At 74.0% G+C, this 24,551-nt stretch carries 16 protein-coding genes and 1 pseudogene; 6 read left to right on the top strand and 11 right to left on the bottom strand.

Annotation, left to right across the window (positions count from 1 at the left end; genetic code table 11):
* Nucleotides 1–75: 75 nt before the first annotated feature.
* Nucleotides 76–702, top strand: coding sequence for an alpha/beta hydrolase family protein (locus IMZ35_RS05320; protein ID WP_438816826.1), 627 nt, complete (start codon nucleotides 76–78; stop codon nucleotides 700–702).
* Here IMZ35_RS05320 and IMZ35_RS05315 read toward each other — a convergent pair.
* The 5 genes from IMZ35_RS05315 to IMZ35_RS05295 form a co-directional block, all read right to left on the bottom strand.
* A complete protein-coding gene (locus IMZ35_RS05315) occupies nucleotides 663–893 on the bottom strand; it encodes a DUF2188 domain-containing protein (protein ID WP_199439796.1) in 231 nt (76 codons plus the stop codon). The genes IMZ35_RS05320 and IMZ35_RS05315 overlap by 40 nt on opposite strands.
* Nucleotides 894–965: 72 nt before the next feature.
* Entirely contained in the window at nucleotides 966–2,465 is a 1,500-nt protein-coding gene (locus IMZ35_RS05310) for a family 43 glycosylhydrolase (RefSeq protein ID WP_307867775.1), read from the bottom strand.
* Nucleotides 2,466–2,912: 447 nt separating this feature from the next.
* Nucleotides 2,913–3,305: a hypothetical protein gene (locus IMZ35_RS05305; RefSeq protein ID WP_199439795.1), complete on the bottom strand. Its 393-nt coding sequence runs from the start codon at nucleotides 3,303–3,305 to the stop codon at nucleotides 2,913–2,915.
* A complete protein-coding gene (locus tag IMZ35_RS05300) occupies nucleotides 3,302–5,617 on the bottom strand; it encodes an ATP-binding cassette domain-containing protein (protein WP_199439794.1) in 2,316 nt (771 codons plus the stop codon). The genes IMZ35_RS05305 and IMZ35_RS05300 overlap by 4 nt, the downstream gene beginning before the upstream one ends.
* A gap of 121 nt (nucleotides 5,618–5,738) precedes the next feature.
* On the bottom strand, nucleotides 5,739–9,032 hold the full coding sequence (locus IMZ35_RS05295; protein ID WP_199439793.1) for a hypothetical protein: 3,294 nt from the start codon (nucleotides 9,030–9,032) through the stop codon (nucleotides 5,739–5,741).
* A 293-nt stretch (nucleotides 9,033–9,325) separates the two neighbouring features.
* Here IMZ35_RS05295 and IMZ35_RS31640 point away from each other — a divergent pair, with 293 nt between their 5' ends.
* Nucleotides 9,326–10,447 carry a Rossmann-fold NAD(P)-binding domain-containing protein gene (locus tag IMZ35_RS31640; RefSeq protein ID WP_199439792.1) on the top strand — a complete coding sequence of 374 codons (1,122 nt, stop codon included), beginning with the start codon at nucleotides 9,326–9,328 and terminating at the stop codon, nucleotides 10,445–10,447.
* A 15-nt stretch (nucleotides 10,448–10,462) separates the two neighbouring features.
* Here IMZ35_RS31640 and IMZ35_RS05285 read toward each other — a convergent pair whose 3' ends face one another.
* Nucleotides 10,463–11,410 carry an EamA family transporter gene (locus tag IMZ35_RS05285; RefSeq protein ID WP_199439791.1) on the bottom strand — a complete coding sequence of 316 codons (948 nt, stop codon included), beginning with the start codon at nucleotides 11,408–11,410 and terminating at the stop codon, nucleotides 10,463–10,465.
* Between the two features lie 38 nt (nucleotides 11,411–11,448).
* Between IMZ35_RS05285 and IMZ35_RS05280 the strand changes: the two genes are divergently transcribed.
* Nucleotides 11,449–11,979, top strand: coding sequence for a CGNR zinc finger domain-containing protein (locus tag IMZ35_RS05280; RefSeq protein ID WP_199439790.1), 531 nt, complete (start codon nucleotides 11,449–11,451; stop codon nucleotides 11,977–11,979).
* 441 nt (nucleotides 11,980–12,420) lie between these two features.
* A pseudogene (locus tag IMZ35_RS05275) lies at nucleotides 12,421–12,801 on the top strand (ATP-binding cassette domain-containing protein); the annotation flags it as partial.
* A 75-nt stretch (nucleotides 12,802–12,876) separates the two neighbouring features.
* Here IMZ35_RS05275 and IMZ35_RS05270 read toward each other — a convergent pair.
* Complete coding sequence (locus IMZ35_RS05270) at nucleotides 12,877–14,736, bottom strand: ABC transporter ATP-binding protein (protein ID WP_199439789.1); 1,860 nt, start codon at nucleotides 14,734–14,736, stop codon at nucleotides 12,877–12,879.
* Nucleotides 14,733–16,466: an ABC transporter ATP-binding protein gene (locus IMZ35_RS05265; RefSeq protein ID WP_199439788.1), complete on the bottom strand. Its 1,734-nt coding sequence runs from the start codon at nucleotides 16,464–16,466 to the stop codon at nucleotides 14,733–14,735. The genes IMZ35_RS05270 and IMZ35_RS05265 overlap by 4 nt, the downstream gene beginning before the upstream one ends.
* Before the next feature lie 324 nt (nucleotides 16,467–16,790).
* On the opposite strand from IMZ35_RS05265, the gene IMZ35_RS05260 reads away from it, so the two are divergent.
* Nucleotides 16,791–18,830, top strand: a complete 2,040-nt coding sequence (locus IMZ35_RS05260; protein ID WP_199439787.1) for a phosphocholine-specific phospholipase C — start codon at nucleotides 16,791–16,793, stop codon at nucleotides 18,828–18,830.
* Between the two features lie 7 nt (nucleotides 18,831–18,837).
* Here IMZ35_RS05260 and IMZ35_RS05255 read toward each other — a convergent pair whose 3' ends face one another.
* Entirely contained in the window at nucleotides 18,838–19,209 is a 372-nt protein-coding gene (locus IMZ35_RS05255) for a MerR family transcriptional regulator (protein ID WP_199439786.1), read from the bottom strand.
* A 57-nt stretch (nucleotides 19,210–19,266) separates the two neighbouring features.
* On the opposite strand from IMZ35_RS05255, the gene IMZ35_RS31275 reads away from it, so the two are divergent.
* Nucleotides 19,267–20,133: a polysaccharide deacetylase family protein gene (locus IMZ35_RS31275; RefSeq protein WP_199439785.1), complete on the top strand. Its 867-nt coding sequence runs from the start codon at nucleotides 19,267–19,269 to the stop codon at nucleotides 20,131–20,133.
* On the opposite strand, the gene IMZ35_RS05245 is transcribed toward IMZ35_RS31275, so the two are convergent.
* The gene (locus tag IMZ35_RS05245) at nucleotides 20,120–21,553 is read right to left on the bottom strand and encodes an MFS transporter (RefSeq protein ID WP_199439784.1); all 1,434 of its coding nucleotides are present in this window, start codon (nucleotides 21,551–21,553) and stop codon (nucleotides 20,120–20,122) included. The two genes, IMZ35_RS31275 and IMZ35_RS05245, sit on opposite strands and share 14 nt — an antisense overlap.
* On the bottom strand, nucleotides 21,550–24,534 hold the full coding sequence (locus IMZ35_RS05240) for an amino acid adenylation domain-containing protein (RefSeq protein WP_199439783.1): 2,985 nt from the start codon (nucleotides 24,532–24,534) through the stop codon (nucleotides 21,550–21,552). The genes IMZ35_RS05245 and IMZ35_RS05240 overlap by 4 nt, the downstream gene beginning before the upstream one ends.
* Between the last annotated feature and the right edge of the window lie 17 nt (nucleotides 24,535–24,551).

Genomic DNA, 24,551 nt, shown 5'->3' with positions numbered 1-24,551 from the left:
GGCCCCGGCGGGGAACCGGTTCCGCTCGTGGCGCAACCCGTTCCCGGCGCGTGGACGCGGACCTGCCGTGGCCGCATGCGCTCACCGATCACGGGCACGGCCGCCGGGGTGCCCTTCACCGCCCTGCCACCGGTCGGCGACGACCCCGCGCCGCTGCTCGTCACCTGGCACGTGCTGGACGCGCCGAGGTCGGACGCCGCGTTCGCCGCCGCGCTGCCGATGCACGGCCTGCCCGCGTGGCGGGTGCACCTCGGCATGCCGATGTGCGGGGCTCGCGCGGTCGACGGCGGCACGGACGCCGTCGTGCAGCTGATGCGCGAGGACCCCCTGATGTCCTTCCTGCACCCGTTCGTCCGGCAGGCCACCGAGGAGTTCCCGGCCGCACTGGCGTCGATCCGTGCGCAGCTGCGGGTGGACGACGGTCCGATCGGCGTGCTCGGCGGCTCGCTGGGCGGGGCGGTGGCACTGCGGGTGCTCGCCGACACCGACGTCCCGGTCACCGCCGGTGCCGTCGTGAACGCCGCGATCAGGATGCGGTCCGTCGTCGACCTGTTCCCCGGCGAGTACCGCTACGACGCCGAGTCCGGGAGTCCGAGGTCCCCGCGCAGAACCGGCGCGACCGCACCCGGGGTGCGGTCGCGCCGGCCGGTTCGACCGTCCGCTCAGCCCGCGGGCGGGTTGTGGTCCCTGCTGCGCGGGTAGGTGTGCTTCTCCGAGATCGTGCCGTCCTCGTTCTTGATCACGTGCTCGACCTCGCGCTCGCGCGCCATGTCGCGTCCCACCGAGACGGCGTCCGCCTTGGTGGCAGCGGTGTTCGACGCCCGCTCGTTGCCCTCGACCTTGTTCTTCCACTGGCCGTCTTCGTGGTAGGTCTCCACGTCGCCCTTCGGCACGGTGACACTCCTTCCGATCGCTCGTCTCCACCGCACTGTGCCCGGGAAGGCGGGGCCGTCAAACATCGCGGATCACGTACCGGGTTCTCCGGAGGGCGCGGGAAGCGTCGTGCCCAGCCGTGCGGGAGTGCCGAAGTTCGGCGTCCCGTCGGCGTTCCAGGTGAACTTCTGGGCCCTGGTCGAACGGTTCATGTCGCAGCCGCCGCCCGCCGAGTCGTTGGCGTGGTAGACGATCCAGTCCTCGGTGCCGTCGGGGGAGGTGAAGAACCCGTTGTGCCCCGGCGCGAACACGCCGTTGCCGTCGTTGCGCTGGAACACCGGGTTCGGCGACTTCGTCCAGTGCGCGCGGTTGAGCGGGTCGGTGCCGGTGAGGGTCAGCAGGCCGAGCTTGTAGTCCGGACCCCAGCACGCGCTGGCCGAGTACACGATCATGGTCTTCCCGTTGCGGTACAGCGGTTCCGCGCCCTCGTTCACCGGCGCGGTCTGCTGCTCCCAGGCCAGGGTGGGCTGGCTGATCGTGCGGCGCGCACCGCTGATCGTGTAGGGGTTGCTCAGCGGCGTGATGGTCAGGCTCTGGGTGCCGTCCATCGCGCTGCCCATGAGGTAGAGCTTGCCGCCGACCCGCAGGACGCTCGGATCGAGTTCCCACGTGTTCCCCAGGTCGGCCTTGAAGCGGTACGGCCCCATCGGGTTCGCGCCGTCGCTCTCCAGCACGTGCAACCGCTGCGTGGGGTTGTAGTCGGAGACGTTCTGCCCGGCCACGTAGTACAGGTACCAGCGCCCGTCGAGCAGGTGGAACTCCGGCGCCCACATGTTGCAGCACCCGCCGGGCCGTCCGGAGAGGTCGAACACCGTGGTGTCGGCCGCCGTGCTGAGACCGGCCAGCGTCGTGGAGCGCCGCATGGTGATCGTGGAGTTCCACGTCGTCGTGGCGAGGTAGTAGTACCCGTCGTGGTACTGCAACCAGGGGTCGGGCCCGTTGCGCTTGATCGGGTTGGTGAACGTGCCGGGAGCGCTCCCGCCGAGCTTCACCAGCTGCCACTGCTGGTTCGTGCCGCCGAGGTCGGTCCACTGCACCAGGTCCGCGCCGTCGGCGGTGGAGAAGTCCAGGACGTCCACCGCCTTGCCGCTGGTGCGGTTGATCAGCCGCACGAACCCGTCCGCCGAGTCCGCCAGCCGGAACTGCTGGTTGCCGGCGTTGCGGTCCGTCCACTGCACGAGGGCGGCGCCGTTCGCGGTGGAGGCGCCGGAGACGTCCAGGACCTTGCCGCTGTGCCGCGACCTCAGCCGGTAGTAGCCGCCGCCGGAGTCGACGAACTGCCACTGCTGCCAGGCGCCGTCGTTGCGGGTGTACTGCGAGATGCGCGCGCCGTCGCCGGTCGCGAGGTCGTACACGTCCAGAGCCTTGTCGCTGTTGCGGTTCACCAGGACGTACGAGGCGCTGGTGTCCACCGTCGCGGCGGACGCCGCGACCGGCGGGGCCGCGGTGGTCCCGCCGAGCAGGACCGCCGTCGTGGCGACGGCGAGAGCGGCGCGGTGCGGTCGGCGTGTGCTTCGGGTGGTCGGTGTCACGGTCGTCTCCCTGCGACGCTGCACGGAAAGGAGGTGTTCCCGTCCGGTGTGGACGGACGGAGGGCGCGTGTGCACGCGCTGGTCCCGCTGGCGAGGAGAGGTCGTCGCGGTGCGCGGACGTGGTGGGGTGCCGCCCCGGTGGTTCTCGTGCGCGGACTCGTGCGTCGCCTCCTCGCGAGCAGGGGCCGTGGTGCGCTTCCGGGGGCGGCACGACCGGGAGCGTCCTGGCCACCGTAGCGCGAGTGCACGGCCTGGAACAAGGATTCTGTTACCGCTAACAGCGGGTTGTGCCGCACCGCGACGAGTTGCACTGTTCGCGCTCACATGAAGGCTCCGGCTCGGTCGGCTGGCCGGTCCGAGCTGCTCGCCGGTGCTGCTGCACGGGGCGCACCGGACGCTGGAGGTCACCTCCCGCGCGGAACCGCGGCACGCCCTTCCCGAGGAGCGCTAGCTCGCCCGCCGCGCCCGGTCGCGGACGCGGCGGGCCACCAGGTGCGTGGTCGCGAGGTGCCTGCTCGCGGTGACGCGCAGCGGGGCGGGCACCCCGTCGAGCCCGTGGTGCAGCACGCGCAGCAGTTGCAGGCAGCTCATGAGGCCCGCCAGCTCCACGACCAGCGGGTCCTCCCTCCCCGCCGCGTCGACGGCCAGCGGCCCCGGCCACCCGTCGACCGCCGCCCGCAGCGACTCGTGCTGCTCGACGAGCACCGGCAGCACCTCGGCGATCGGGTACGGTCCGCTGCCGCGCAGCGGGTTCGCCCCGAGCACCGCCGCCACGGCCCCGGCGGCGTCGGCGACCGCGGCGGCGAACCGGCGGCGGTCGCCGACGGACGGGGGCGTCACGCCGCGCCCTCCCCGACGCCGGTGACGGCGCGGCGCAGGTGGGTGCCGGTCGGCGATCCGGCCACGTCGAGCAGTTCGCGCGGCGTGCCCCGGTGGAGCAACCGCCCCCCGCGGCTGCCGCCCTCCGGCCCCAGTTCCACGACCCAGTCGGCGTGCGCGACGACGTGCAGGTCGTGCTCGACCACGATCACGGTGGCACCGCGGTCGTCCACGAGCCGGTCGAGGACGCCCAGCAGCCGTTCGACGTCCGTCACGTGCAGACCGGTCGTCGGCTCGTCGAGCACGTAGGTCGTGCGGCCGTCGTGCAGGTGGGTGGCCAGCTTGATGCGCTGGCTCTCGCCGCCGGACAGGCTCGTCAGCGGCTGGCCGAGCCGCAGGTACTCCAGGCCGACGTCGGTCAGCGCACCCAGCACGGGGGCCACGCGGCGGTTGCCGGCGAAGAACTCCCGCCCCTCGCCGACCGTCATCTCCAGGACGTCGCCGATGGTCGCGCCGCGCAGCCGGTGCTCCAGCACGTCGTCGGAGAAGCGGCGGCCGTCGCACGTCTGGCACGTCAGGGCCACGCCGTCCAGCGAGGCGAGGTCGGTGTGCACGACCCCCAGGCCCGCGCAGGTCGCGCAGGCGCCGGAGGAGTTCGCGCTGAACAGCGCGGGTCTCACGCCGTTGGCGCGGGCGAACTCGGCGCGGACGTGGTCGGCGACCCCGGTCCAGGTGATGGTGGTGGACCGCCGGTTCGCGTGCGGCAGCGACTGGTCGACGATCACGGCCTCCGGGTGCTGGGCCCGGAACGCCCCGTTGATCAGGCTGGACTTGCCCGCGCCCGCCACCCCGGCGACCACGGTGAGCACACCGGCGGGCAGGTCGAGGCTGATGTCGCGCAGGTTGTGCGTGCGCGCGCCGACGACCGGCAGGACACCGGTGGGGGTGCGGACCGCGTCCTTGAGCCGGACGAGGGCGGTCGTGCTCCGGCCGGTCGCGGTGCCGGACCGGGCCAGCGACGCCACGTCACCGGTGAACACGACCCGGCCACCGGCGGCGCCCGCGCCGGGCCCCATCTCGATCACGTGGTCCGCCGCCGCGATCACGTCGCGGTCGTGCTCGACCACCAGCACGGTGTTCCCCTTGTCCCGCAGCGCGAGCAGCAGGTCCGTGAGCCGGTGCACGTCGCGCGGGTGCAGTCCCGTGCTCGGCTCGTCGAAGACGTACAGCACGTCGTTGAGGCTGCTCGACAGGTGCCGCACGATCTTGACCCGCTGGGACTCGCCACCGGAGAGGGTGGCCGTGCGCCGGTCCAGGCTCAGGTGACCCAGTCCGATCTCCACCAGGTGACGCACCCCCGCCGCCACGGCGTCGACGACCGGCTGCACCTCCGGCAGGTCCAGCGCGGTCAGTACCCCGAGCAGCTCGTCGGCCTCCATCGCGGACAGCTCCGCGATGTTGCGGCCCTCGATCCTGCTGTCCAGCGCGAGCGGCGACAACCGCGTGCCCCCGCAGGCCCGGCAGGGCGCGGTCGTGGTGAACGCCTCGACCATCGCCCTGGTCCTGCCCCCGGCCTCCTCGTCGCGGTCGATGTAGCGGCGGCGGAACTTCACCACCGCGCCCTCGTAGGCCAGGTTCAGCGGCTTGCCCGCCACCTCCAGCGCCACCTTGCCCGACGTGGAGTGCAGCAGGTCGTGGCGTTCCCGCTCGGAGTACTCCGCCACCGGCTTGTCGGGGTCGAGACGGCCGGAGGCGACGAAGAGGTGCCAGTCCCGCGAGTCCACCGCGAAGACCGGTGCGCGCAGCGCCCCCTCGTTCAGCGACCTGGACGGGTCGAGGAAGGCGTCCAGGTCGACGTCGGTGATCTCGCCGGTGCCCTCGCACTCGGGGCACATCCCGGCGGGCATCGTGAAGGAGAACGCGTCGGCGTACCCGACGAACGGCACACCGGCGCGGGAGAACAGCAACCGCAGCAGCGGCGCGACGTCGGTGATCGTGCCGACGGTGGAACGCGCGCCGCCGGTGAGGGGACGCTGGTCGACGGCGATGGTGGCGGGCAGGTGCTCGATCAGGTCGACCGCGGGCCGGGCGGACGAGGGCAGGAAGTTGCGCACGAACACGGGCAGCGTCTCGTTCATCTGCCGCCGCCCCTCCAGGGCGATCGTGTCGAACACCAGCGACGACTTGCCCGATCCGGACACGCCGGTCACGACGGTGAGCCGCCGCTTGGGGATCTCGACGTCGACGGCGGCGAGGTTGTGCTCGCGCGCGCCGACCACCCGGATCCACTCCGCGACGGGCGCTCTGGGGTCACGTTGTTTCGTGGCAGTCACGGATTCGACCGTATCGTTGAACCTCCCGTTGAGAGTCGTGCGCCAACAGCCGAGCAACGAGTTGGACAAGTCTCAAACGGGGGCGACGGCGGCGCGCACCGGCCACCGTCGCCCGCCGTCGTCACTCCGCCGTCGTCACGGTCTCCAGCGCGGCGTACCGCACGTCCGGGTCGTCGTGCCGGCGCAGGGCGCGCAGCAGTGAGCGCCACGACTCGGGCCAGCCCGCGTCGCGCCCGGCGAGGGCGGTGACGGCGAGCGCGAGCACCCCGGCGGCAGTGGTGCCGTCCGCCGCCAGCTCCCCGGCGACCGCGCGCACCCGCTCGCGCGCCAGCCGGGGCAGCAGCGGCTCCAGGTGCCGCGCCGCCTCGCCACCGGCCCGCAGCGCGAGCGCCGGGCGGTCGGCCAGCCGGGCCACCTCGCGCAGCGCGTCCAGTTCGGCGCCCTCCTCGTCCCACGGGACCGCGGCGAGCGCGAGGTCGACGGCGAGGTTGCGGTGGGTCGCCGCGAGGTCGGCGGCCAGCAGCCGCGCCGCCGCGCGCAGCACCGGTACGCCCCGCGTCCGCGCCACGACCCGGACCAGGACGCCGAGCCGCTGCCGAGCGGGCAGATCGCGGTCCTCGGCCGCGTCGAACCGGTCGGCCTCGGCGACCAGACCGGCCGCGGCGACGCGCAGCGGCTCGACGTCGCCCGACGCCGCGCACACGTCCACCAGCGAGGTCAGCGCGGTGTTCCAGGTCGCGGTGCCGCCCAGGTCGGTCACCAGGCGCACCAGCAGGTCACCGGCGCCGTCGTCCCACCGGCTCCAGTTCCGCAGCACGGACAGCGCGGGGTTCGCGGTGTCCGGGTCGGCGGAGCCCGCGACCGTCCGCACCAGCGCGGCGTAGCGGGCGCGGTGCTGCCGCGCCACGGTCTGCGGCGACGCGCCCAGCACCGCGAGCGCGACCTCCCGCTCGTCCGCGACCGCTCTGCTCAGCAGGTCCCACGCGGCCTCGTCGTCGAGGAACCACCTCGTCGCCGACACCAGCGCTCGCCGGACGTCGCGGTGCGCGCCCGGTCCGTCCCACGATCCGGCCACCCGCGCCAGCGCGCCCGGTGGACGGTGCTCGGCCAGCAGCCGGACGGCCTCCTTGCGCGCGGTCACCTTCGGGCTGTCCAGCAGCGGCTCCAGCAGTTCGCCGAGCCGGTCGGGCGCGACGAACCGCGCGCACCTGACCGCCGCGTACACCGCCATCCGAGCGCGATCGGTGTCGGCGTGGGCGAGCAGGTCGCCGATCACGTCCTCCGGCTCGTCCGTCCACGCCAACGCGGACAACGCCGCCTCGACCACCTGGACCTCGCCGTCGCGGAGGAACTCGCGCAGCACGGCCGCGCTGCCGGGAACCCGGCCGAGGGAGCGCACGGCGCTCGCCCGCTCGTGCGCCGGAACGCGCGACGCCGTCGCGAGATCGGCCAGTTCGGCCGCGTGAGCGGCGACCTGGCGCGGCAGCCACCGGTGGAAGCACCGGGCGAACGACGGGACGTGGCGCACGCCGCGCTTGAGGAAGCGGCCGTGCAGCCGTCGGCCGATCACCGCGTCCAGCAGGTCGGTGCGCCGTCGGCCGATCGTCTCCCGCACGACGGGCAGCGTGATCGTGGACGGGTCGCGGGCGAGCACCGCGGCCACCCGCTCGTCCCTGGTGGCCGGTGGCGCCAGCCACAGGTGCACCGCCCGGCGGACCACCCCGTCGTCGGAAGCGGACCGCGCCCGGTCCAGGAGGTCCTGCAGCGGCGGCACCGTCCAGGCCCGGCGGCCCAGTCCGGCGGCGAGCGCGAGCAGCACCGGGTACCGGCCGCGTGCCGCGTCGGCCGTGATGCGCGGCCGCAGCGCTTCGAACACGTGGTGCTCGGCACCGCGCGGCAGGACCCGGTCCAGCCCGGACAGGTCGATCGAGGCCGCGTGCGCGCCGAGACCTTCCAGCCCGGTCAGCCCCGCGTCCACCAGCTCCGGAGTCCGCGACACCACGCCCTCGCGGATCAGCGTCCCCGCCAGCGCGCGCACCGCCCACCGGGTCTGCGGCGAGCAGTCCCGCGCTGCGAGGGCGTCGACCATCAACCGGGTCAGCGAGGTGGTCTCCGCGGAGCGCAGCAGCCGGCCCGGCACCGCGGCGAGCGCGCTGATCGCCGGGGCGCGCACCGGGTCCTGCTCGTTCGCCAGCCGGGTCAGTCCGGCGCAGACCGGCCCGAACACCCCGGGGTCCCCGGTGGCGGCGGCCGCCGCGACGTGGAGCGGGTACGCCCGTGCGCGCTCCTCCGCCGCGGCGCCGCGGACGGCCTCGCGCAGCACCGGGCTCGCCTCGTCCCAGCTGAGCCGGGCGGTCACCGCGAGCCGGCGCGCGGGGTGGTCCGCGACGCTCCGCAGCGCCAGCAGCCGGCGGGCCTCGGCGGCCCGCGCCGCGCCGGGCAGCTCGTCCAGCACCGCCAGCGGCACGTCCGGGCGATCGCCGACCGCACCGGTGGCGACCGCCGCGCGCCGCGACGGCGGCAGTTCGTGCAGGAGCCGCACCAACTGCCGGTCGGACAGGACGCGGGCCAGGTCGATCAGCCCGGCGTCCCGCAGACCCGCCAGCGCCCGCCACAGCGGCCGTCGATCCGGGACGGGCCCGCCGCGGCGCGGGTCCAGCAGGATGCGCGCCACCCGGTCGGGCGAGTGCCGGGCCAGCCCGCCGATCACGTCGTCGGAGCCCGGCGGGAGCGGGGCGTGCGGGAGCACCCGCTCCACCAGGTCCAGCACCCGCGCCGGTCGCGCCGGTGCCGCGGCCGACACACCGGCGCCCAGGCGCTGCCACACCCGCGGCCACCACGACACCGGTGTCGCGGTCAGCTCGGCCTCGACGAAGGCGAGGAACTCGTCGGGGTGCCGGCGCGCGAGCGCGGGCCAGTTCACCACCGCGTGCTCCAGTCCGGGCAACGCGGCGGCCACCACCGCACCCGAGCACGCGACGAGCAGCCCGGTGGCCCCGTGGTCGCCGTACCGGGACCGCACCTCCGGCAGGAGGGCGTCGGCCAGCGCGGTCGCACCGCGCCGCCGGACCACGTCGACCAGCCCCTGGCGCAGCGCGGCCGACAGGTGCGGCAGCCGCGCGAGGAACACCTCGGGCGGGAGGCCCAGCCTGACCGCCACCCCCAGCGCGGCCCGCACCACGGTCGTCTGCTCCGCCGAGAGGCACCGCTCGACGTGCTCGCGGTGGCCCGCGACGTGCGCCACGTGCAGCGCCGCCCGCCGCGCGAACTCGCCTCGTCCGTGCAGGTCGCGCAGCAGCCCGTCGAGCTGGTCCGTGCCGACCAGGTCGCGGGCGGTGCGGGCCAGCAGGCGCTGCCGCTCGGCGAAGGGCAACGGGTCGAGGGAGCGGAGCAGGCGGCGCGCGGAGGTGGTCACGCCGGGATTCTGAGCGATCGTCCGGTGCCGTGCGAACCCGTTTCCCGCCGACCGCGGTCGCACGGGCGGGTGGCGTGCCGGGCAACCGTCGAGCCGCAGGGGGATCACCTCTCCGGGGACCGTCGTCACCGCACGGGGAGCACCGCGGTCCGGGGCGTGTCACGGCCGGTGAGGACGGTCCCGTCCCCGATCGGCGCGCTGCCACGACCGTCGGGTGCGGCGCGTCCGGCGGACGCTCCGGTGTGGTCGTCGCGGGAACCGCGCTGTCGTGTGACGACCGGCCGGTGTCCGTCGTGGAACGACGACTTCCGCAGCAGACTGCTGCGTCGTACGGCCCGCCACCCCGAGGAGGCGACATCACCGAGCACCCCGCCGGCACGCCGGGTCCGGAGGAGTACGAGACGATCCGGGTCGAGGTGTGCCCCGGAGCGACCCTGTTCGTCGTGACGGAACCCGCCACGACGCGCCGACCGGCCAACGGCGGGCTGCGGCTCCTGGCGTGCGCCGACGACACCGAGGCGATCCGCGCCGGGCACCTCCTCGCGGGCCGGGCGCGCGTCAAGCACGCCGTGCACCGCACCGGTTTCGCCGGTGCTGCGCTGATCGCCGGAGCGGACCCGCGCCGAGTCGACCGCACGGCGCTCCTGCGTGCGACGGCCGCGGTGCTCGACGGCCTGGACGGCACCCTCCGCACCGGTCGCGACGCGGGCACCACGGCCGAGGACGTCCGCTACCTGGCCACCCTGTCGCGGCACGTCCTCGGCGGGACCTCCTGCCGCGTCGACCCGGTCCGTGCCACCGCCAGGGGCGTGCTCGGCAGTGTGCGCGCCGTGGTCGGCGACCGGCTGGACGGACTGAGCTTCCTCGTGCACGGCACGGGCGCGGTCGGCGCCGAGGTCGCGGAGCTGCTGTGCGCCGCGAGGGCCGGGGTGCGCACGCACGACCTCGATCCGGCGCGGGCGATCCGTCCCGGCTGCCGCGCGGTCCCGCCCGACGAGCCGTGGTGGCGCGTCCCCGTGGACGTCGTGGTCGTGTGCTCCGCCTCGGAGGTGATCGATCCCGGCCTCGCGGGGGTGCTGCGGGCCGGAGCGCTGGTCTCCGCGGCCGACGCCCCGTTCACCGGCCCGGAGGCGGAGCACGTCCTGCGCTCGCGCGGGACGGTCGTCCTGCCCGACGTGGTCAGCAGTGCGGGAGCCGCCGTCTGCGACTCCGTCGAGCACCACGGCACCGCCGCCTTCCACCGGGCCGATCCGGAGGAGCTGTACGCGTTCGCCGAGCACCTGGTGCACCGCACGACGGTGGACTTCCTCGCGGACCCGCGCAGCGTGCTCGGCCGTCTCGGCGAGGTGTCCGCGGGGGTGTGCGGTGCGCGGTTCCTCGGAGCGGGGGACGTGCTGCGAGCCGTCGTCGGGTGACCGGCGTCGTTCCGCTCAGCCGGTCGCCGGGCGTTCCTCGCCGAGCTTGACCGCGACCACGCCGAGCAGGATCAGGGCTCCGCCCGCCACCTGCACGCCGCGCGGGACCTCGCTCAGCAGCAGCCAGGCGACGAGCAGTGCGGCCAGCACCTCCGACAGCGCCACGAACGACGCGAGTCGCGAGCCGAGCCGGCGGGTGGCCGCGATGCCGGTGACGTAGGCGAGCGCGGCGCTGACCACGCCGAGGGCCAGCACCGGCAGCCACCAGGGCACGACGACCCCGTCGAAGGTGACGTGCCCGGTCGACGCGGCGAGCGGGACGACACCGGCCACACCGGCGAGGAGCAGCACGACGCCGCCCAGGAGCATGCCCCCGGCGGCGAGGACGGTCGCGGGCAGCCCGCGCTCCTCACCCCCGGAGAGCACGAAGTACACCGCGGCCCCGGCCATCGCGGCGAGCGCCCACAGGATGCCGGTCGTGCTCGCGCGAGCACCCGAGAGCAGGTCGAGGACCAGCACCAGCCCGGCCGCGCCGAGCAGCACGCCGAGCACGATCAGCCGGTTGGGGCGCTGACCGTGGCGCGCCCAGAACCAGCCCACCACCGCGACCGGAGCGGTGTACTCGATCAGCAGCGCGACTCCGACCTGCATGTGCGCCACGGCGTTGAAGTAGGCGAGCTGGCACCCCGCCACGGCGACGACGCCGAAGGTGACGATCAGGGGGAGGTTGCGGCGCAGCAGCGACCACCGGCCCCTCAGCTGGAGCGCGGCCACCGGCACGAGCACGGCCGCGGCGATCAGGATGCGGGCCGCCACCGCCGCCGCCGACGACCAGCCCGCGTCCATCAGCCCGCGGGCGAGCGAACCCGACAAGCCGAAGGAGAAGGCCGAGAGCGCGGCGAGGCCCAACCCGGCCACCGTCCGGCCGCCGGTGAGCGCCGTGTCATGGGTCAAAGCTGTCATGACTCGTGACGCTACGGGCGGGTGTGTAAGGTGTCAACATGGTCTTCGCTCATGACACCAACGCAGCGCTGACCGCCGCGGTCGCGCTCGTGAACTCGGCGGAGCCACCGGACACGATGACGACGGGGGAACACCTCGACGCGTTCTACGCCACCTACCGCTACAGCGGCGGCCGGACGGGCGACGACGCCGAGCTCGGCGCGGTCCGCGCGCTGCGCGCACCCCTGCGCGAGCTGCTCACGAGCGACCGGGACTCCGCGGTGCGGATCGTCAACCGCGTCCTGGCGGAGCGGCGGGCCGTGCCCGCGCTGGTGCGCCACGACGAGTGGGACTACCACCTGCACTGCATCCGCGACGACGCGCCGCTGGCCGACCGGATCGCCGTCGAGACCGCCATGGCGATGGTGGACGTCATCCGAGCCGACGAGCTGAGCCGGCTGTCGGTGTGCGCCGACGAGAGCTGCGGCGGGATCGTGGTGGACCTGTCGCGCAACCGGTCCCGGCGCTTCTGCAGCACCGCGTGCGGCAACCGGGTCGCCGTCGCGGCCTACCGCGCCAGGAAGGGCTGAACTCCGGCTCCTCGCGGTCGACCGGCCGGTGTCGGGGTGGATCGGGTCCCCACCGGTGGTGTCCCCGTGCGCCCCGCAGCGCAGCACCACCGGCAGGAACCCGACCGCCTGCCACCCTCACCGCGGTCCCTTGTTCCGCACTGGCCGGTTACCCCGGGAAGAGGACGTCATGCTCACCCGATCGGGTTAAGCGAGTCGCCTCGTCCCGACGTCGATCGCCGCCGGTGCTGCCGTGACCGGTCCTGCTGTCGTCGGTCGCGAGCGGTTCGGGAACCGAGGAGAGCAGACGTGGCAGGTGACGACGACACCTCCGGGTGATGCCGGAAGTGATCGGCCACCGGCAGGCGCGCGCGAGCGCAGCCGCCGGGGTCGTGTCGTCCTCCCACGTCCACGCTCCGCCGGGCAGCGCGCAGCGCGCCCGCACCACACGCGAGGTCTGCCGTGTCCGACGCGTTCGTCGTCTGCTCCGCCCCGTCCTTCTCCTGGCCCGACGACACCCCGGTGTTCCAGGACCTCTCCTTCACCGCGAGCGGTGGTCGCACCGGCCTCGTCGCGTCGAACGACGCGGGCAAGAGCACGCTGCTCCGGCTGATCGCCGGACAGCTCCGGCCCAGCTCCGGCAGCGTGTCCGTCGCGGGGACCCTCGGGTACCTCCCGCAGGACCTGCCCCTCACCGGGGACCTCACCGTCGCCGAGGTGCTGGGCATCGCCGCCGCGATCCGGGCGCTGGAGGCGATCGAGTCCGGGGACACCGCCGAGGAGCACTGCACCACGATCGGCGACGACTGGGACGTGGAGGAGCGCACCAGCGCCCAGCTCGACGCAGCTGCTGAAGCGCCCCGACGGCGGCTGAGCGCGGGTTCGCCCCGCCCGGAGCCGGCCGGGGCGAACCCGCGCTCAGGTGGCGGCGGCGAACTGCGCAGAGTAGAGCCGGTGGTAGGCGCCACCGGCCTCCAGCAGCTCGGCGTGGGTGCCCTGCTCCACGATCCGGCCCGACTCCATCACCAGGATGAGGTCGGCGTCGCGGATCGTGGACAGCCGGTGCGCGATGACGAAGCTCGTGCGCGACGACCGCAGCGCCGCCATCGCGTGCTGCACCAACGACTCCGTCCGGGTGTCGACCGAACTCGTCGCCTCGTCGAGGATCAGCAGCGACGGGCTCGCGAGGAAGGCCCGCGCGATCGTCAGCAACTGCTTCTCGCCCGCGCTGACGTTCGTGCCCTCGTCGTCGATCACCGTGTCGTAGCCGTCGGGCAGCGTGCGCACGAACCGGTCCACGAAGGTGGCCCTGGCGGCGGCCAGCACCTCCTCCTCCGTCGCGTCGGGCCTGCCGTAGGCGATGTTGTCCCGGATCGTGCCGCTGAACAGCCAGGTGTCCTGGAGCACCATGCCGATCTGCGACCGCAGGTCCTCGCGCCGCAGGTGGGTGACGTCCACGCCGTCCAGGGTGATCCGGCCCGCGTCCAGCTCGTAGAACCGCATGATCAGGTTGACCAGCGTGGTCTTCCCCGCGCCGGTCGGGCCGACGATCGCGACGGTCTGCCCCGGCTCGGCCACCAGCGAGAGGTGCCGGATCAGCGGCTTCCCGGCCTCGTAGGAGAAGCTGACGTCGTCGAACTCGACCCGGCCCCTCCGCAGCGCGGGCAGCGACGCGTCCGCCGGATCGGGGCTCTGCTCCTCGGCGTCCAGCAGCTCGAAGACCCGCTCGGCCGACGCGACCCCGGACTGCATCAGGTTCGCCATCGACGCCACCTGGGTCAGCGGCTGGGTGAACTGCCGCGAGTACTGGACGAACGCCTGCACCTCGCCCAGGCTCATCGTGCCGGAGGTGATCCGCAGCCCGCCGACCACGGCGACCGCGACGTAGCTGAGGTTCGACAGGAACATCATCGCGGGCATGATCAGCCCGGAGACGAACTGCGCGCCGAGCGCCGAGTCGAACAGCTCGTCGTTGCGGCGGCGGAACTCCGCCTCCGACTCCCGCTGCCGGCCGAACGCCGTGACCAGCTGGTGCCCGGTGAACGACTCCTCGACGTGCGCGTTGAGCGCACCCGTCTGCTTCCACTGCGCCACGAACGACTTCTGCGACCGCTTCGCGATGCGGCCGGTGACGACCACCGAGAAGGGGATGACGGCCAGCGCGATCAGCGTGAACAGCGGGGAGATGGTCAGCATCATCACCACGACGCCGATCACGGTCAGCAGGGACGTCAGCAGCTGGCTGAGGGTCTGCTGCAACGTGGACGAGACGTTGTCGATGTCGTTGGTGACCCTGGACAGCAGCTCGCCGCGCGGCTGCCCGTCGAAGTAGCGCAGCGGGAGGCGGTGCAGCTTCGCCTCCACGTCGGCGCGCAGCCGCAGGACGAAGCGCTGCACGACCCCGTTCAACAGCAGGCCCTGCGCCCAGGCGAACAGCGACGACGCCACGTACAGCGCGATCACCCAGGCGAGCACGGTGCCCAGCGCGCCGAAGTCGACGCCCGCGCCGGGAACGCCCCGCAGGCGCGCGAGGACCCCGTCGAAGACGATGTCCGTGGCGTGCCCGAGCACCTTCGGCCCGGCGACCGCGAACCCGACGCTGATCACGCAGAGGACGACGACGGCCGCGAGCGCGAGCCGCTCCGGGCGCATCCGGGCGACCAGTCTCCGCGCGGACGGCCCGAAGCTCTGCGCCTTGCCCATCGGCATCCCCGTGCCGGGGAACCCGCGTCCGCCGGGGGGCGACGCGGGCCGTGGGCTGGAGGGCGAGGTGGTCATGCGGCCGGCTCCGGGGTCAGTTGGGACTGGACGATCTCGACGTAGGTCGGACAGGTGTCGAGCAGCTGCGCGTGGGTTCCGGTGCCGACGACCGACCCGTCGTCCAGCACGACGATCTGGTCGGCGCCGAGAACGGTGGAGACCCGCTGGGCGACGACGAGCACCGCCGACCGCCGGGTGTGCGGTCGCAGCGCCTCGCGCAGCCGGGCGTCGGTCGCGAGGTCGAGCGCGGAGAACGAGTCGTCGAACAGGTAGATCTCCGGACGGCACACCAGCGCCCGCGCGATGGACAGCCGCTGCCGCTGCCCGCCGGAGACGTTGGTGCCGCCCTGCGCGATCGGCGCGTCGAGCCCGCCGGGCATCTCCTCCACGAACTCCCGCGCCTGCGCGACGTCCAGCGCCCACCACAGCTCCTCGTCCGCGGCGTCCGGACGGCCGTAGCGCAGGTTGCTCGCGACGGTGCCGGTGAACAGGTACGCCCGCTGCGGCACCAGGCCGATGCGGGAGCGCAGCACGTCGGGGTCCAGTTCGCGCACGTCCACGCCGTCGACGAGCACCGCGCCGCCGGTCACGTCGATCAGCCGGGGGACGAGCGAGAGCAGGGTCGTCTTCCCCGCGCCGGTGCTGCCGACGATCGCGGTCGTCGTGCCGGGCGCGGCGCGGAAGGAGATGTCGCGCAGCACGGGGTCCGCGGCACCGGGGTACCGGAACTCCACGCCCCGGAACTCCACCTCGGCACGCGTGCGCACCTCGCGCACCGGCGTCACCGGAGGCGTCACCGAGGACTCCCGGTCGAGCACCTCGTTGATCCGCTCGGCGCAGACGGCGGCGCGCGGGATCATCATCGAGATGAACGTCGCCATCATCACCGCGGTGAGGATCTGCATCAGGTAGCTGAGGAACGCGGTCAGCGAGCCGATCTGCATCGCGCCGTCGTCGATCCGGCGCGCGCCGAACCACAGCACGGCGATGCTGGAGGCGTTGAGCAGCAGGATCACGGTCGGGAAGATCAGCGCCTGGAGCCTGCCGACCCGCAGCGCGGTGTCGGTGAGCGCGGTGTTGGCGTCGGCGAACCGCCGGGTCTCCGCCGGTTCGCGGACGAACGCGCGGACCACCCGGATGCCGGAGAGCTGCTCCCGCAGCACGCGGTTGACCTGGTCGATGCGCTCCTGCATCTCGCGGAACCGGGGGACCATCCTGATCACGATGGACCCGATGGCGAGCACCAGCGCGGGAACGCAGACCAGCAGCAGCCAGGACAGGCCGACGTCCTCCCGCAGCGCCATCACGATGCCCGCGACGCACATGATCGGCGCCGTGACCAGCATGGTGCAGCCCATCACCACGAGCATCTGCACCTGCTGCACGTCGTTCGTGGTGCGGGTGATCAGCGAGGGAGGCCCGAACGCGGCGACCTCGCGGGCGGAGAACTCGCCGACCCGGTGGAAGACGGCGGAGCGCACGTCACGACCGAAGGCCATCGCGCAGCGCGCGCCGCAGTAGACGGCGCCGGCGGAGCAGACGACCTGGATCGCCGTGACGGCCAGCATCCAGCCGCCGGTGGACAGGATGTAGCCGGTGTTCCCGGTGGCGATGCCGAAGTCGATGATGTCGGCGTTGAGGCTGGGCAGGGTGAGCGACGCGACGGTGCCGATCAGTTGCAGCACGAGCACGGCGCCCAGGTCGCGCCGGTAGGGGCGCAAGAAGGTGAGCAGCAGACGGTTCAGCAACGACGTCCCCCAGAAGAAACGCGACGTATCTCGTGCGGCAACGTAGGGTTCCCCGGCCAGAAGCGCAACGTGCTCGAAGGGACACGGTGAGCGAGACGAGGTCCCGCCGCCGCGGCGCCCCCCTGGAGCAGGTCGTCCTCGGCGCGGCCCGGGCCGAGCTGAACGACGTCGGCTGCGCGGAACTCACCGTCGAGGCCGCCACCGGCGTGTCCACGCGGCTCCACGAGGTCTGCGTCCACCGGGCCGCCGGTCCGGCGGCAACTGTTGCGCCGCCGGGCCACCTCCCGACATCCGGTGTTCAACCGGCTCGTCCAGGATCTCGCCATGGTCGAGATCTCGCGTCGCCGGCTCCTGTCCGCCGCTGCCGCCACCGGTGGCGCGGCCGCGGCCGGCTCGCTGCTGCCCGCGTCGCTGCACGAGGCCATCGCCTCGACGCCGGTCCGCCCCGGCGGTCTGCAGGCGATCGAGCACGTCGTCGTGCTGATGCAGGAGAACCGCTCCTTCGACCACTACTACGGGACGCTGCGCGGTGTCCGCGGCTTCGGCGACCACGACCCGCTGCGCCAGCCCGACGGCCGGTCGGTGTTCCGGCAGCCGGCCGGCGCGGCCGAGGTGCTGCCGTTCTCCGTGCGGAGGGCCGCCGAACTCGCCGACCGGCCCAGCTCCGACGTCCAGTACCTCGGCGACCTGCCGCACGGGTGGACCGACGCGAGCGCGGCGTGGGCGCGCGGCTGGAACAACGGGTGGGTGCCGGCCAAGAGCGGCGCCACCATGACCCACTACGAGCGGCAGGACATCCCGCTGCAGTACGAGCTGGCGGAGACGTTCACCCTGCTCGACGCCTACCACTGCAGCGTCCACGGGTCGACGAACCCGAACCGGAACTTCCTGTGGTCGGGCACCACCGGCCACGAGCCCGGTTCGACGGCGCGGGCGGTCACCAACGCCGCGTACTCCTACGACCACGCCGGGTACGACTGGACCACCTACCCGGAGCGCTTGCAGGCGGCGGGCGTGTCGTGGCAGATCTACCAGGAGTGGGACAACTTCACGGACAACGCCGTCGAGTACTTCCTGCCGTTCAAGCGGATCGGCCGGAAGATCCTGTCGCACGTGGAGCGTCCTTTCCGGACCACCGAGGAGTTCTACGACGCGCTGTCCGGCATGTCGGCGACCGACCGGGCCGCGGCGCTGGCGCAGTTCGCCGCCGGGCGCGCGGCGCTGACGCCGTCCGAGCGGACGCTGTTCGACCGCGGCGCGTACCGCAGCGAGCCGGACACGCTGGTGGCGCGGCTGAGGGCGGACATCGCCGCGCGGCGGCTGCCGCGGGTGAGCTGGCTCGTGCCGACCGCGGCGCTGTCCGAGCACCCCGGCGCGTCGACGCCGGTGGGCAGCGCGAACCTCGTCCACCAGGTGCTGGACGCCATCGCGTCGGACCGGGAGACCTGGTCGAAGACCGCGCTGTTCATCAACTTCGACGAGAACGACGGGTACTTCGACCACGTGCCGGCACCCGTGCCGCCCGCCGCGGCCGCGGCCGAGTGGTACGACGGCAAGCCGATGGGGCTCGGGCCGCGCGTGCCGATGACCGTCGTGTCGCCGTGGACCGTGGGCGGGAACGTCTGCTCGGAGGTCGCGGACCACACGTCGGTGATCCGGTTCCTGGAGCGGTGGACCGGCGTTCGCGAGCCGAACATCAGCGAGTGGCGCCGGACCGTGTGCGGCGACCTGACCTCGGCGTTCGACTTCTCCGGCGCCCGGCGGGCGCCGGAGCTGAACCAGCCGGGGGCGGTGCCCGCGCCGATCTCGCGCTGGCGACCGACCCCTCCCGAGACGCAGGCGCTGCCGGAGCAGGAGCCGGGCCGCAGGCCCGCGCGAGCGCTGCCCTACCGGCCGTGGGCGTCCGCCCTGCTGTCGGACGGGGAACTGGCGCTGACGCTGGGCGGGAACTGCCACTTCGCGGTCTACCCGTACCGCGGTGAGCTGCCGGAGCCGCTGCACGTGGACGCGGGCGCGCGCACCGCGGTCCGGGTGCCGGTCGGCGGGGCGTACGAACTGGCGGTGCAGGGTCCGAACCGGTTCTGGTACGAGCTGTCCGGCACCGCGACCGGCCCGGCCGTGGACGTCGTGCTCCGCGGCACGACCCTCGAACTGGTCAACCACGGCCGCGCCACCGTCACCCTGGAGGTCACCGCGCTGCGCTACGGCCGCCGGAGCACGAAGGTCGTCCTGCGCGGTGGCCGGAGCCGTTCTCTGGACTGGGCGACCGACCGCGGCTGGTACGACCTGGAGGTGACCGCCCCGGACTTCCGCCGCCGCCTGACGGGCCGCGTCGAGGACGGCCGGCCGGGCGTGACGGCCTGAGCCGGTCTCAGCGGGGCCCGGTCGGCTCCGAGGCCGCGCCGATCACCTCGTCGAGCACGTCGCGGGAGTTGAGCAGGCCCGCGACCGTCCGGTCGATGCGGTCCCGCTCCGCGGCGAGCTCGGCGACCAGTCGCGGCGTGGCGACCGGGGAGGGGCCACCGTCGGTGTCGCGCATGCAGGGGAGGAGTTGCGCGATCTTCTTGCTGTGCAGCCCCGCGGCGAACAGCTCCTGGATGCGGACGACCCGGTCGACCGCCCGCTCGTGGTACTCGCGCTGGCCACCGGGCGTGCGCTCGGCGGACAGCAGCCCCTGCTGCTCGTAGTAGCGCAGCGACCGCTCGCTCACCCCGGTGCGCCGGGCGAGCTCACCGATCCGCATCCCGACCTCCGATTCCGGCTTGAACCTGACACGGGTGTCAGCTCCTACCGTACCGGCGTGACGAACGCACTCTTCCACTACAGCCCCGTTCCCGAGCGTCCGCCGATCAGCTGGCCGGGCGGCGCCCCGGTCGCGGTCTACGTCGGGCTCAACGTCGAGCACTTCCTGATCGACCGCCCGTCCACCAGCATCTGGCCCGGCACGGCGGACCTGGTCCCCGACGCGCTCAACGCGGGCTGGCGCGACTACGGGGCCAGGGTCGGCATCTGGCGCACGATGGAGAGCCTGGACCGGCACGGCATCCGGGCCAGCGTGCTGCTGAACTCCGCGGTCGCCGAGCACCACCCGCAGATCGTCGAGGCCGGCCGCAGCCGGGACTGGGCGTGGCTCGCGCACGGGCGGACCAACTCGATCCTCCAGACGGACATGACCCTCGACGAGGAGCGCCGCTTCCTCACCGACGTCGTCGAGACCATCGAGGCGGCCACCGGTCAGCGGCCGCGCGGCTGGATGGGGCCGGGGCTGACCGAGACGTTCAACACCCCGGCGCTGCTGGCCGAACTCGGCCTGAGCTACCTGCTGGACTGGACCAACGACGACCAGCCCTACCCGTTGACCGTGCCCGGCATGATCAGCGTCCCCTACTCGGTCGAGCTCAACGACCTCGTGCTGTTCGGCAGGGGGACCACCGGACCCGAGTTCGTCCGCATCGTCCAGGACCAGTACGAGCAGCTGCGCGCCGACTCGGAGCACAGCGGCCGGGTGATGGCGCTGGCCCTGCACCCGTTCGTGATCGGTCAGCCGTTCCGGCACCGGTACCTGGACCAGGCGCTGGAGTTCCTCGCCGCGCAACCCGACGCCTGGCTGACCACCAGCGACGAGATCGCCGAGCACTACCTGCGCACGCGGGTCACCCGGTCCTGAGCGGACGGTCGGCGTTCCGCCGCTCGTCCGCGAGCAGCAGGTCGGCGGTGCGCGCGGCGCTGGCCGCGGCCCGCTGCCCGGTGGTCACCCCGGCGAGCAGCAGGACGACCGCGCCGCACCCGGCGATCACCCACCAGGCCGCCGCGCCCAGTCCCGCCGCGATCAGCGCGCCGATCACCGCGACGCCCAGCGCGGAGCCGACCTGGCGGCTCGTCGCGGCGACGGCGGCGGCCTCCCCGGCTCGCGAGCGCGGCAGACCGGACACGGCCGCGTTGGTGATCGGCGGGTTCACGAAGCCGAAGCCGATGCCGAACAGGACGAACGCGAGGTGCAGGAAGAACTCGCCCGGCCGGGCGTGGCTCACGGCCAGCAGCGCACCGCCCGAGGTGAGCCCGGCTCCGGCGATCAGCAGCGGCAGCCGGGGACCGCGGGCGGCGAGCAGCCGCCCGGACAGCGGCGCGGCCACCAGGCCCATCGACGCCATCGGCACCAGGTGGAGCCCGGCCTGCAACGGGGACAGGCCCCGCTCGCCCTGCAGGTGCAGGGTGGTGGCGAACAGGAAGCCGCCGAGCGCGGTGAAGGAGCAGATCGCGGTGATCACCGCGCCGCTGAAGGGCGCGCTGCGGAACAGGCGCGTCTCGATCAGCGGTTCGCGCCGCCGCGGCTCGTGCACCAGCAGCCCGATCAGGGCGGCCACCGCCACCACGACGGCCGCGACGATCTCCGGCGAGGCCGGGCCCGCCACCGGCGCCTCGATGACGGCCCAGACCACCGAGGCGAGCAGCGCGACGACCAGCACCTGCCCGACCGGATCGGCCCGGCGCGGCCTGGCCGCCCTGGACTCGGGCACGTGCCGGGCGGCCAGCAGCAGCGCCGCCACCCCGATCGGGACGTTCACCCAGAAGATCGACCGCCAGCCGACGGTCTCCACCAGCACGCCGCCGATGATCGGCCCCGTCGTCATGCTGATGCCCGCGACCGCGCTCCACCAGCCGATCGCGCGAGCGCGCTCGCGCGGTTCGGGGAAGGTGTTGGTGACGATGGACATCGCCACCGGGTTGAGCATCGCGCCCCCGACCGCCTGGAAGATCCGGGCCGCCACGAGCCAGGGCAGCGAGGGCGCGAGGCTGCACAGCGCCGACCCCAGGGTGAACAGCGTCAGCCCGGTCTGGAACACCCGCCGCCGGCCGATCCGGTCGGCGGTCGAACCGGCGAGCAGCAGCAGCGAGGCCAGCACGACGGTGTAGGCGTCGACCGCCCACTGCACGCCCGAGACGGAGGCGTTCAGGTCCTCGCGCAGGGACGGCAGGGCCACGTTGAGGACGGTGTTGTCCAGGCTGACCACGAACAGCCCGGCGCAGCAGACGAGCAGGACCAGCCGCCGCTGCCGGACTCCCAGCTCCGCCGGCGCGGAGCTCACGCCTCTCCCACGTGGGTGCGCAGCAGGTCGAGGTAGGTCTTCTCCAGCTCCAGCAGCCGCGCCCGGTCCATCAGCCCGCTGCGGGTGTGCAGGTCGAAGGCCACCGCGCCACCCGCGCGGCGCACGTAGCCCAGCAGGTCGAACTTCACGTCGCACCCCAGGTCCCGGTGACCGGGCCGCCGCAGGGCCGCCGCCTCCTCCGGCGGCAGGTCCGTCAGCGAGATCGCGATCGGGTTGAGCGGGAAGCGGTCGTCGTCCGGCGCCGCGCCGACGTCCGCCATCACCTGGTCGTACTGGTAGTCCTGGTTCTCGATGGCCCGGATCGTGCGGTGCTGGAGCGTGCGCACGAGGTCGGGGAAGGAGTCCTCCTCGCCGAGGCGGTGCCGGACGGCGACCAGGGAGATGAAGTTCCCGATCAGGTGCAGGAACTCCGGCCGGGTGCGCCCGGCCGCCGGGGTGCACACCACCAGGTCCTCGCGCTCGAACAGCTCGTGCACCAGGAGGAAGTAGACGGCGAAGTAGACGGAGAAGCCCGTGGTCCCGTGCGCCCGGCTGAACCGCTCCACGCGGGCGCTCAGCTCCTCGTCCACGGGGAACTGGTGGGCGATGCCCCTGGCCGGTTCCGCGACGTCGTGCCGCACGGGCAGCAGCGGACGCTCGTAGCCGCCCGCGAAGACCTCCCGCCAGTACGCGCGCTGCGCGGCGACCGCCTCCTCGCCGTTCTCGGCACGCCAGGCGATGTAGTCGCGGTAGGAGATGGGCAGCTCCGGCAGGTCCTCCCGGCGTCCTCCGCCCAGCAGCGTCAGGAGCTCCCGGCGGAGCAGCTGCTGGCTGACGCCGTCGGACACCAGGTGGTGCACGTTCCACAGCAGCGTCGAACGCCCTCCGCCGAGCCGCAGGAGGCTCGCCCGGAACAGCGGCGGGGCGTCCACCGGGACGGGCGTGTTCGCCTCGGCGATCCGCAGCTCCTCGACGCGGGCGGCGCGGTGCTCCTCGGACAGGTGGCTCAGGTCGACCGTCTCCACCGCGATCGGCACGCTGTCGGCGAAGTGCTGGACGTCGCCGGAGAACCAGGCCCGGAGGCTGTCGTGCCGGTCCACCACGACGGCCAGCGCCCGCCGCACGTCCGGCGCGTCCGCACCGTCGGGCAGCGGGAACAGCGCGGGCATGTTGGCCCAGGTGCGGTTGCCCTCCGGCAAGAAGACGTTGCGGTACCGGCGCTGCTGCGGGGACAGTCCCGTGGTCGCGACCGGCGGACGCCGCAGGATCGGCCGCTGCTCGTCGGGCGCGCGACCGCGGACGGCGTCCGCCAGCCTCGCGGGAGTGCGCAGCTCGTAGATCTCGCACATCTCGACGCGCCGCCCGGTGGCGGCGAGCAGCCGGACGCTCAGCTCGGCCGCGTCGAGCGAGGTCCCGCCGAGCGCGAAGAAGTCCGCGCCCTCCCCGGCGGAGCCCAGCACGGCCTCGAAGGCGTCGAGCACCGCGCCGTCGACGGGGTCCAGGGCCTCCCGGTCCCGCGGTCGCGCCGCCGCGCCGAGGGGGTCCGGCAGCGCCGCGCGGTCGACCTTGCCGTTGGCCCCCAGGGGAAGCGCGTCGAGCCGCACGAACACCGACGGCACCTGCGCGGCCGGAAGCTGCTCGCTCAGCCGGGCGCGCAGGTCGGCCTCGGACGATCCGGTCACGCAGTACGCCGCCAGGTACGTCGCGCCGTCGGGCCGCGTCCGGGCGGTCACCACGCCCTCGCGCACGCCGGGGCAGGCGCACAGCAGCGCGGTCAGCCCCTCCAGCTCCACCCGGTTGCCGTTCACCTTCACCTGGAAGTCCCGGCGACCGCGCAGGTGCAGCAGGCCGTCCTCGTCCAGGGAGCCCAGGTCGCCGGTGCGGTACCAGACGCCGTCGTCGTGGACGAACCGACGCGCCGTCTCGCCGGGGTCGTCCAGGTAGCCCTCGGTGCGGTGCGGGGTCCGGATCCACACCTCCTCGTCCACGATCCGGACGTCGGTCTCGGGCAGCGGGCGGCCCACCGGCTGGACTCCGGGAACCGGGACGTCGATCTCGTGGCAGAACTTGGCGAGCGTCGTCTCCGTCGGGCCGTAGAGGTTGACGACGCGGGTGCCGCGGAACCGCTCGCGCCAGCCGGTGACGGTCGTGCCGGTCAGCGGCTCGCCCGCGAAGAACGTCAGCCGCAGCGTCCCCGGCCCGGTCGCGGGCTCGGCCGTCGCGAGCCAGCGGGTGGCGAGGCCGGGGACCGTGTGCAGGACCGTGATGCCCGCGGCGCGCAGCCACGACGGAACTCCTCCGGCGCGGACCGCGGCGTCGGCGGGCGGGACGCAGACCGCGGCCCCCGCGCACAGCGGCGTGAACAGGTCGCGCAGGACGACGTCGAAGGAGATGCCGGTGAGCTGGGCGAAGCGGTCGCCCGGCGCGATGGCGAACCGGTCGCGCTGCCAGCGGGCGAAGTGGGCCACGGCGGACTGCACGCCGACGACGGCCTTCGGCGTGCCGGTCGTGCCCGAGGTGAAGAAGACGTAGGAGCCCGCGGCCGCCGGACCGCCCCGGTCGACGTCGGGCAGCGCGTCGACCGCGTCGCCCGCGCTGGACACCCGGACCACCGGGACCCCGCCGATCGCGGGGGCGGACGCCTCGTCCGAGCTGAGGACGAGACCGGCCCCCGTCCGCTGGAGCATCAGCTCGCGGCGGGACACCGGCAGCTCGGGATCGACCGGAACGACCCGCAGCGGAGCCGCCAGGACGGCCAGGACCGCGACCACCAGCCCCGTGCCGCGCGGCCCGGTCACGGCGACCGTGGTGGCTCCCGTGGCGCGGAGCCCGGCGGCGAGGCGGTCGGCGGCGTCGACGAGTTCGCGGTAGGTGAGCGTGCGGTCCGGCGCCTCCACCGCGACGGCGTCGGGCCGTGCGGCGGCGGCCTCCCGGACCAGATCGGCCAGCGGCGCGGGGGAGGGCGTGTCGGTGTTCGTCATGGTGGGAGTTCTCCGGG

Origin of the sequence: Umezawaea beigongshangensis (assembly GCF_016464305.1) — a bacterium.
In the GTDB taxonomy this organism is placed as follows: domain Bacteria; phylum Actinomycetota; class Actinomycetes; order Mycobacteriales; family Pseudonocardiaceae; genus Umezawaea_A; species Umezawaea_A beigongshangensis.
This window is presented reverse-complemented; position numbering and strand designations above follow the sequence as displayed.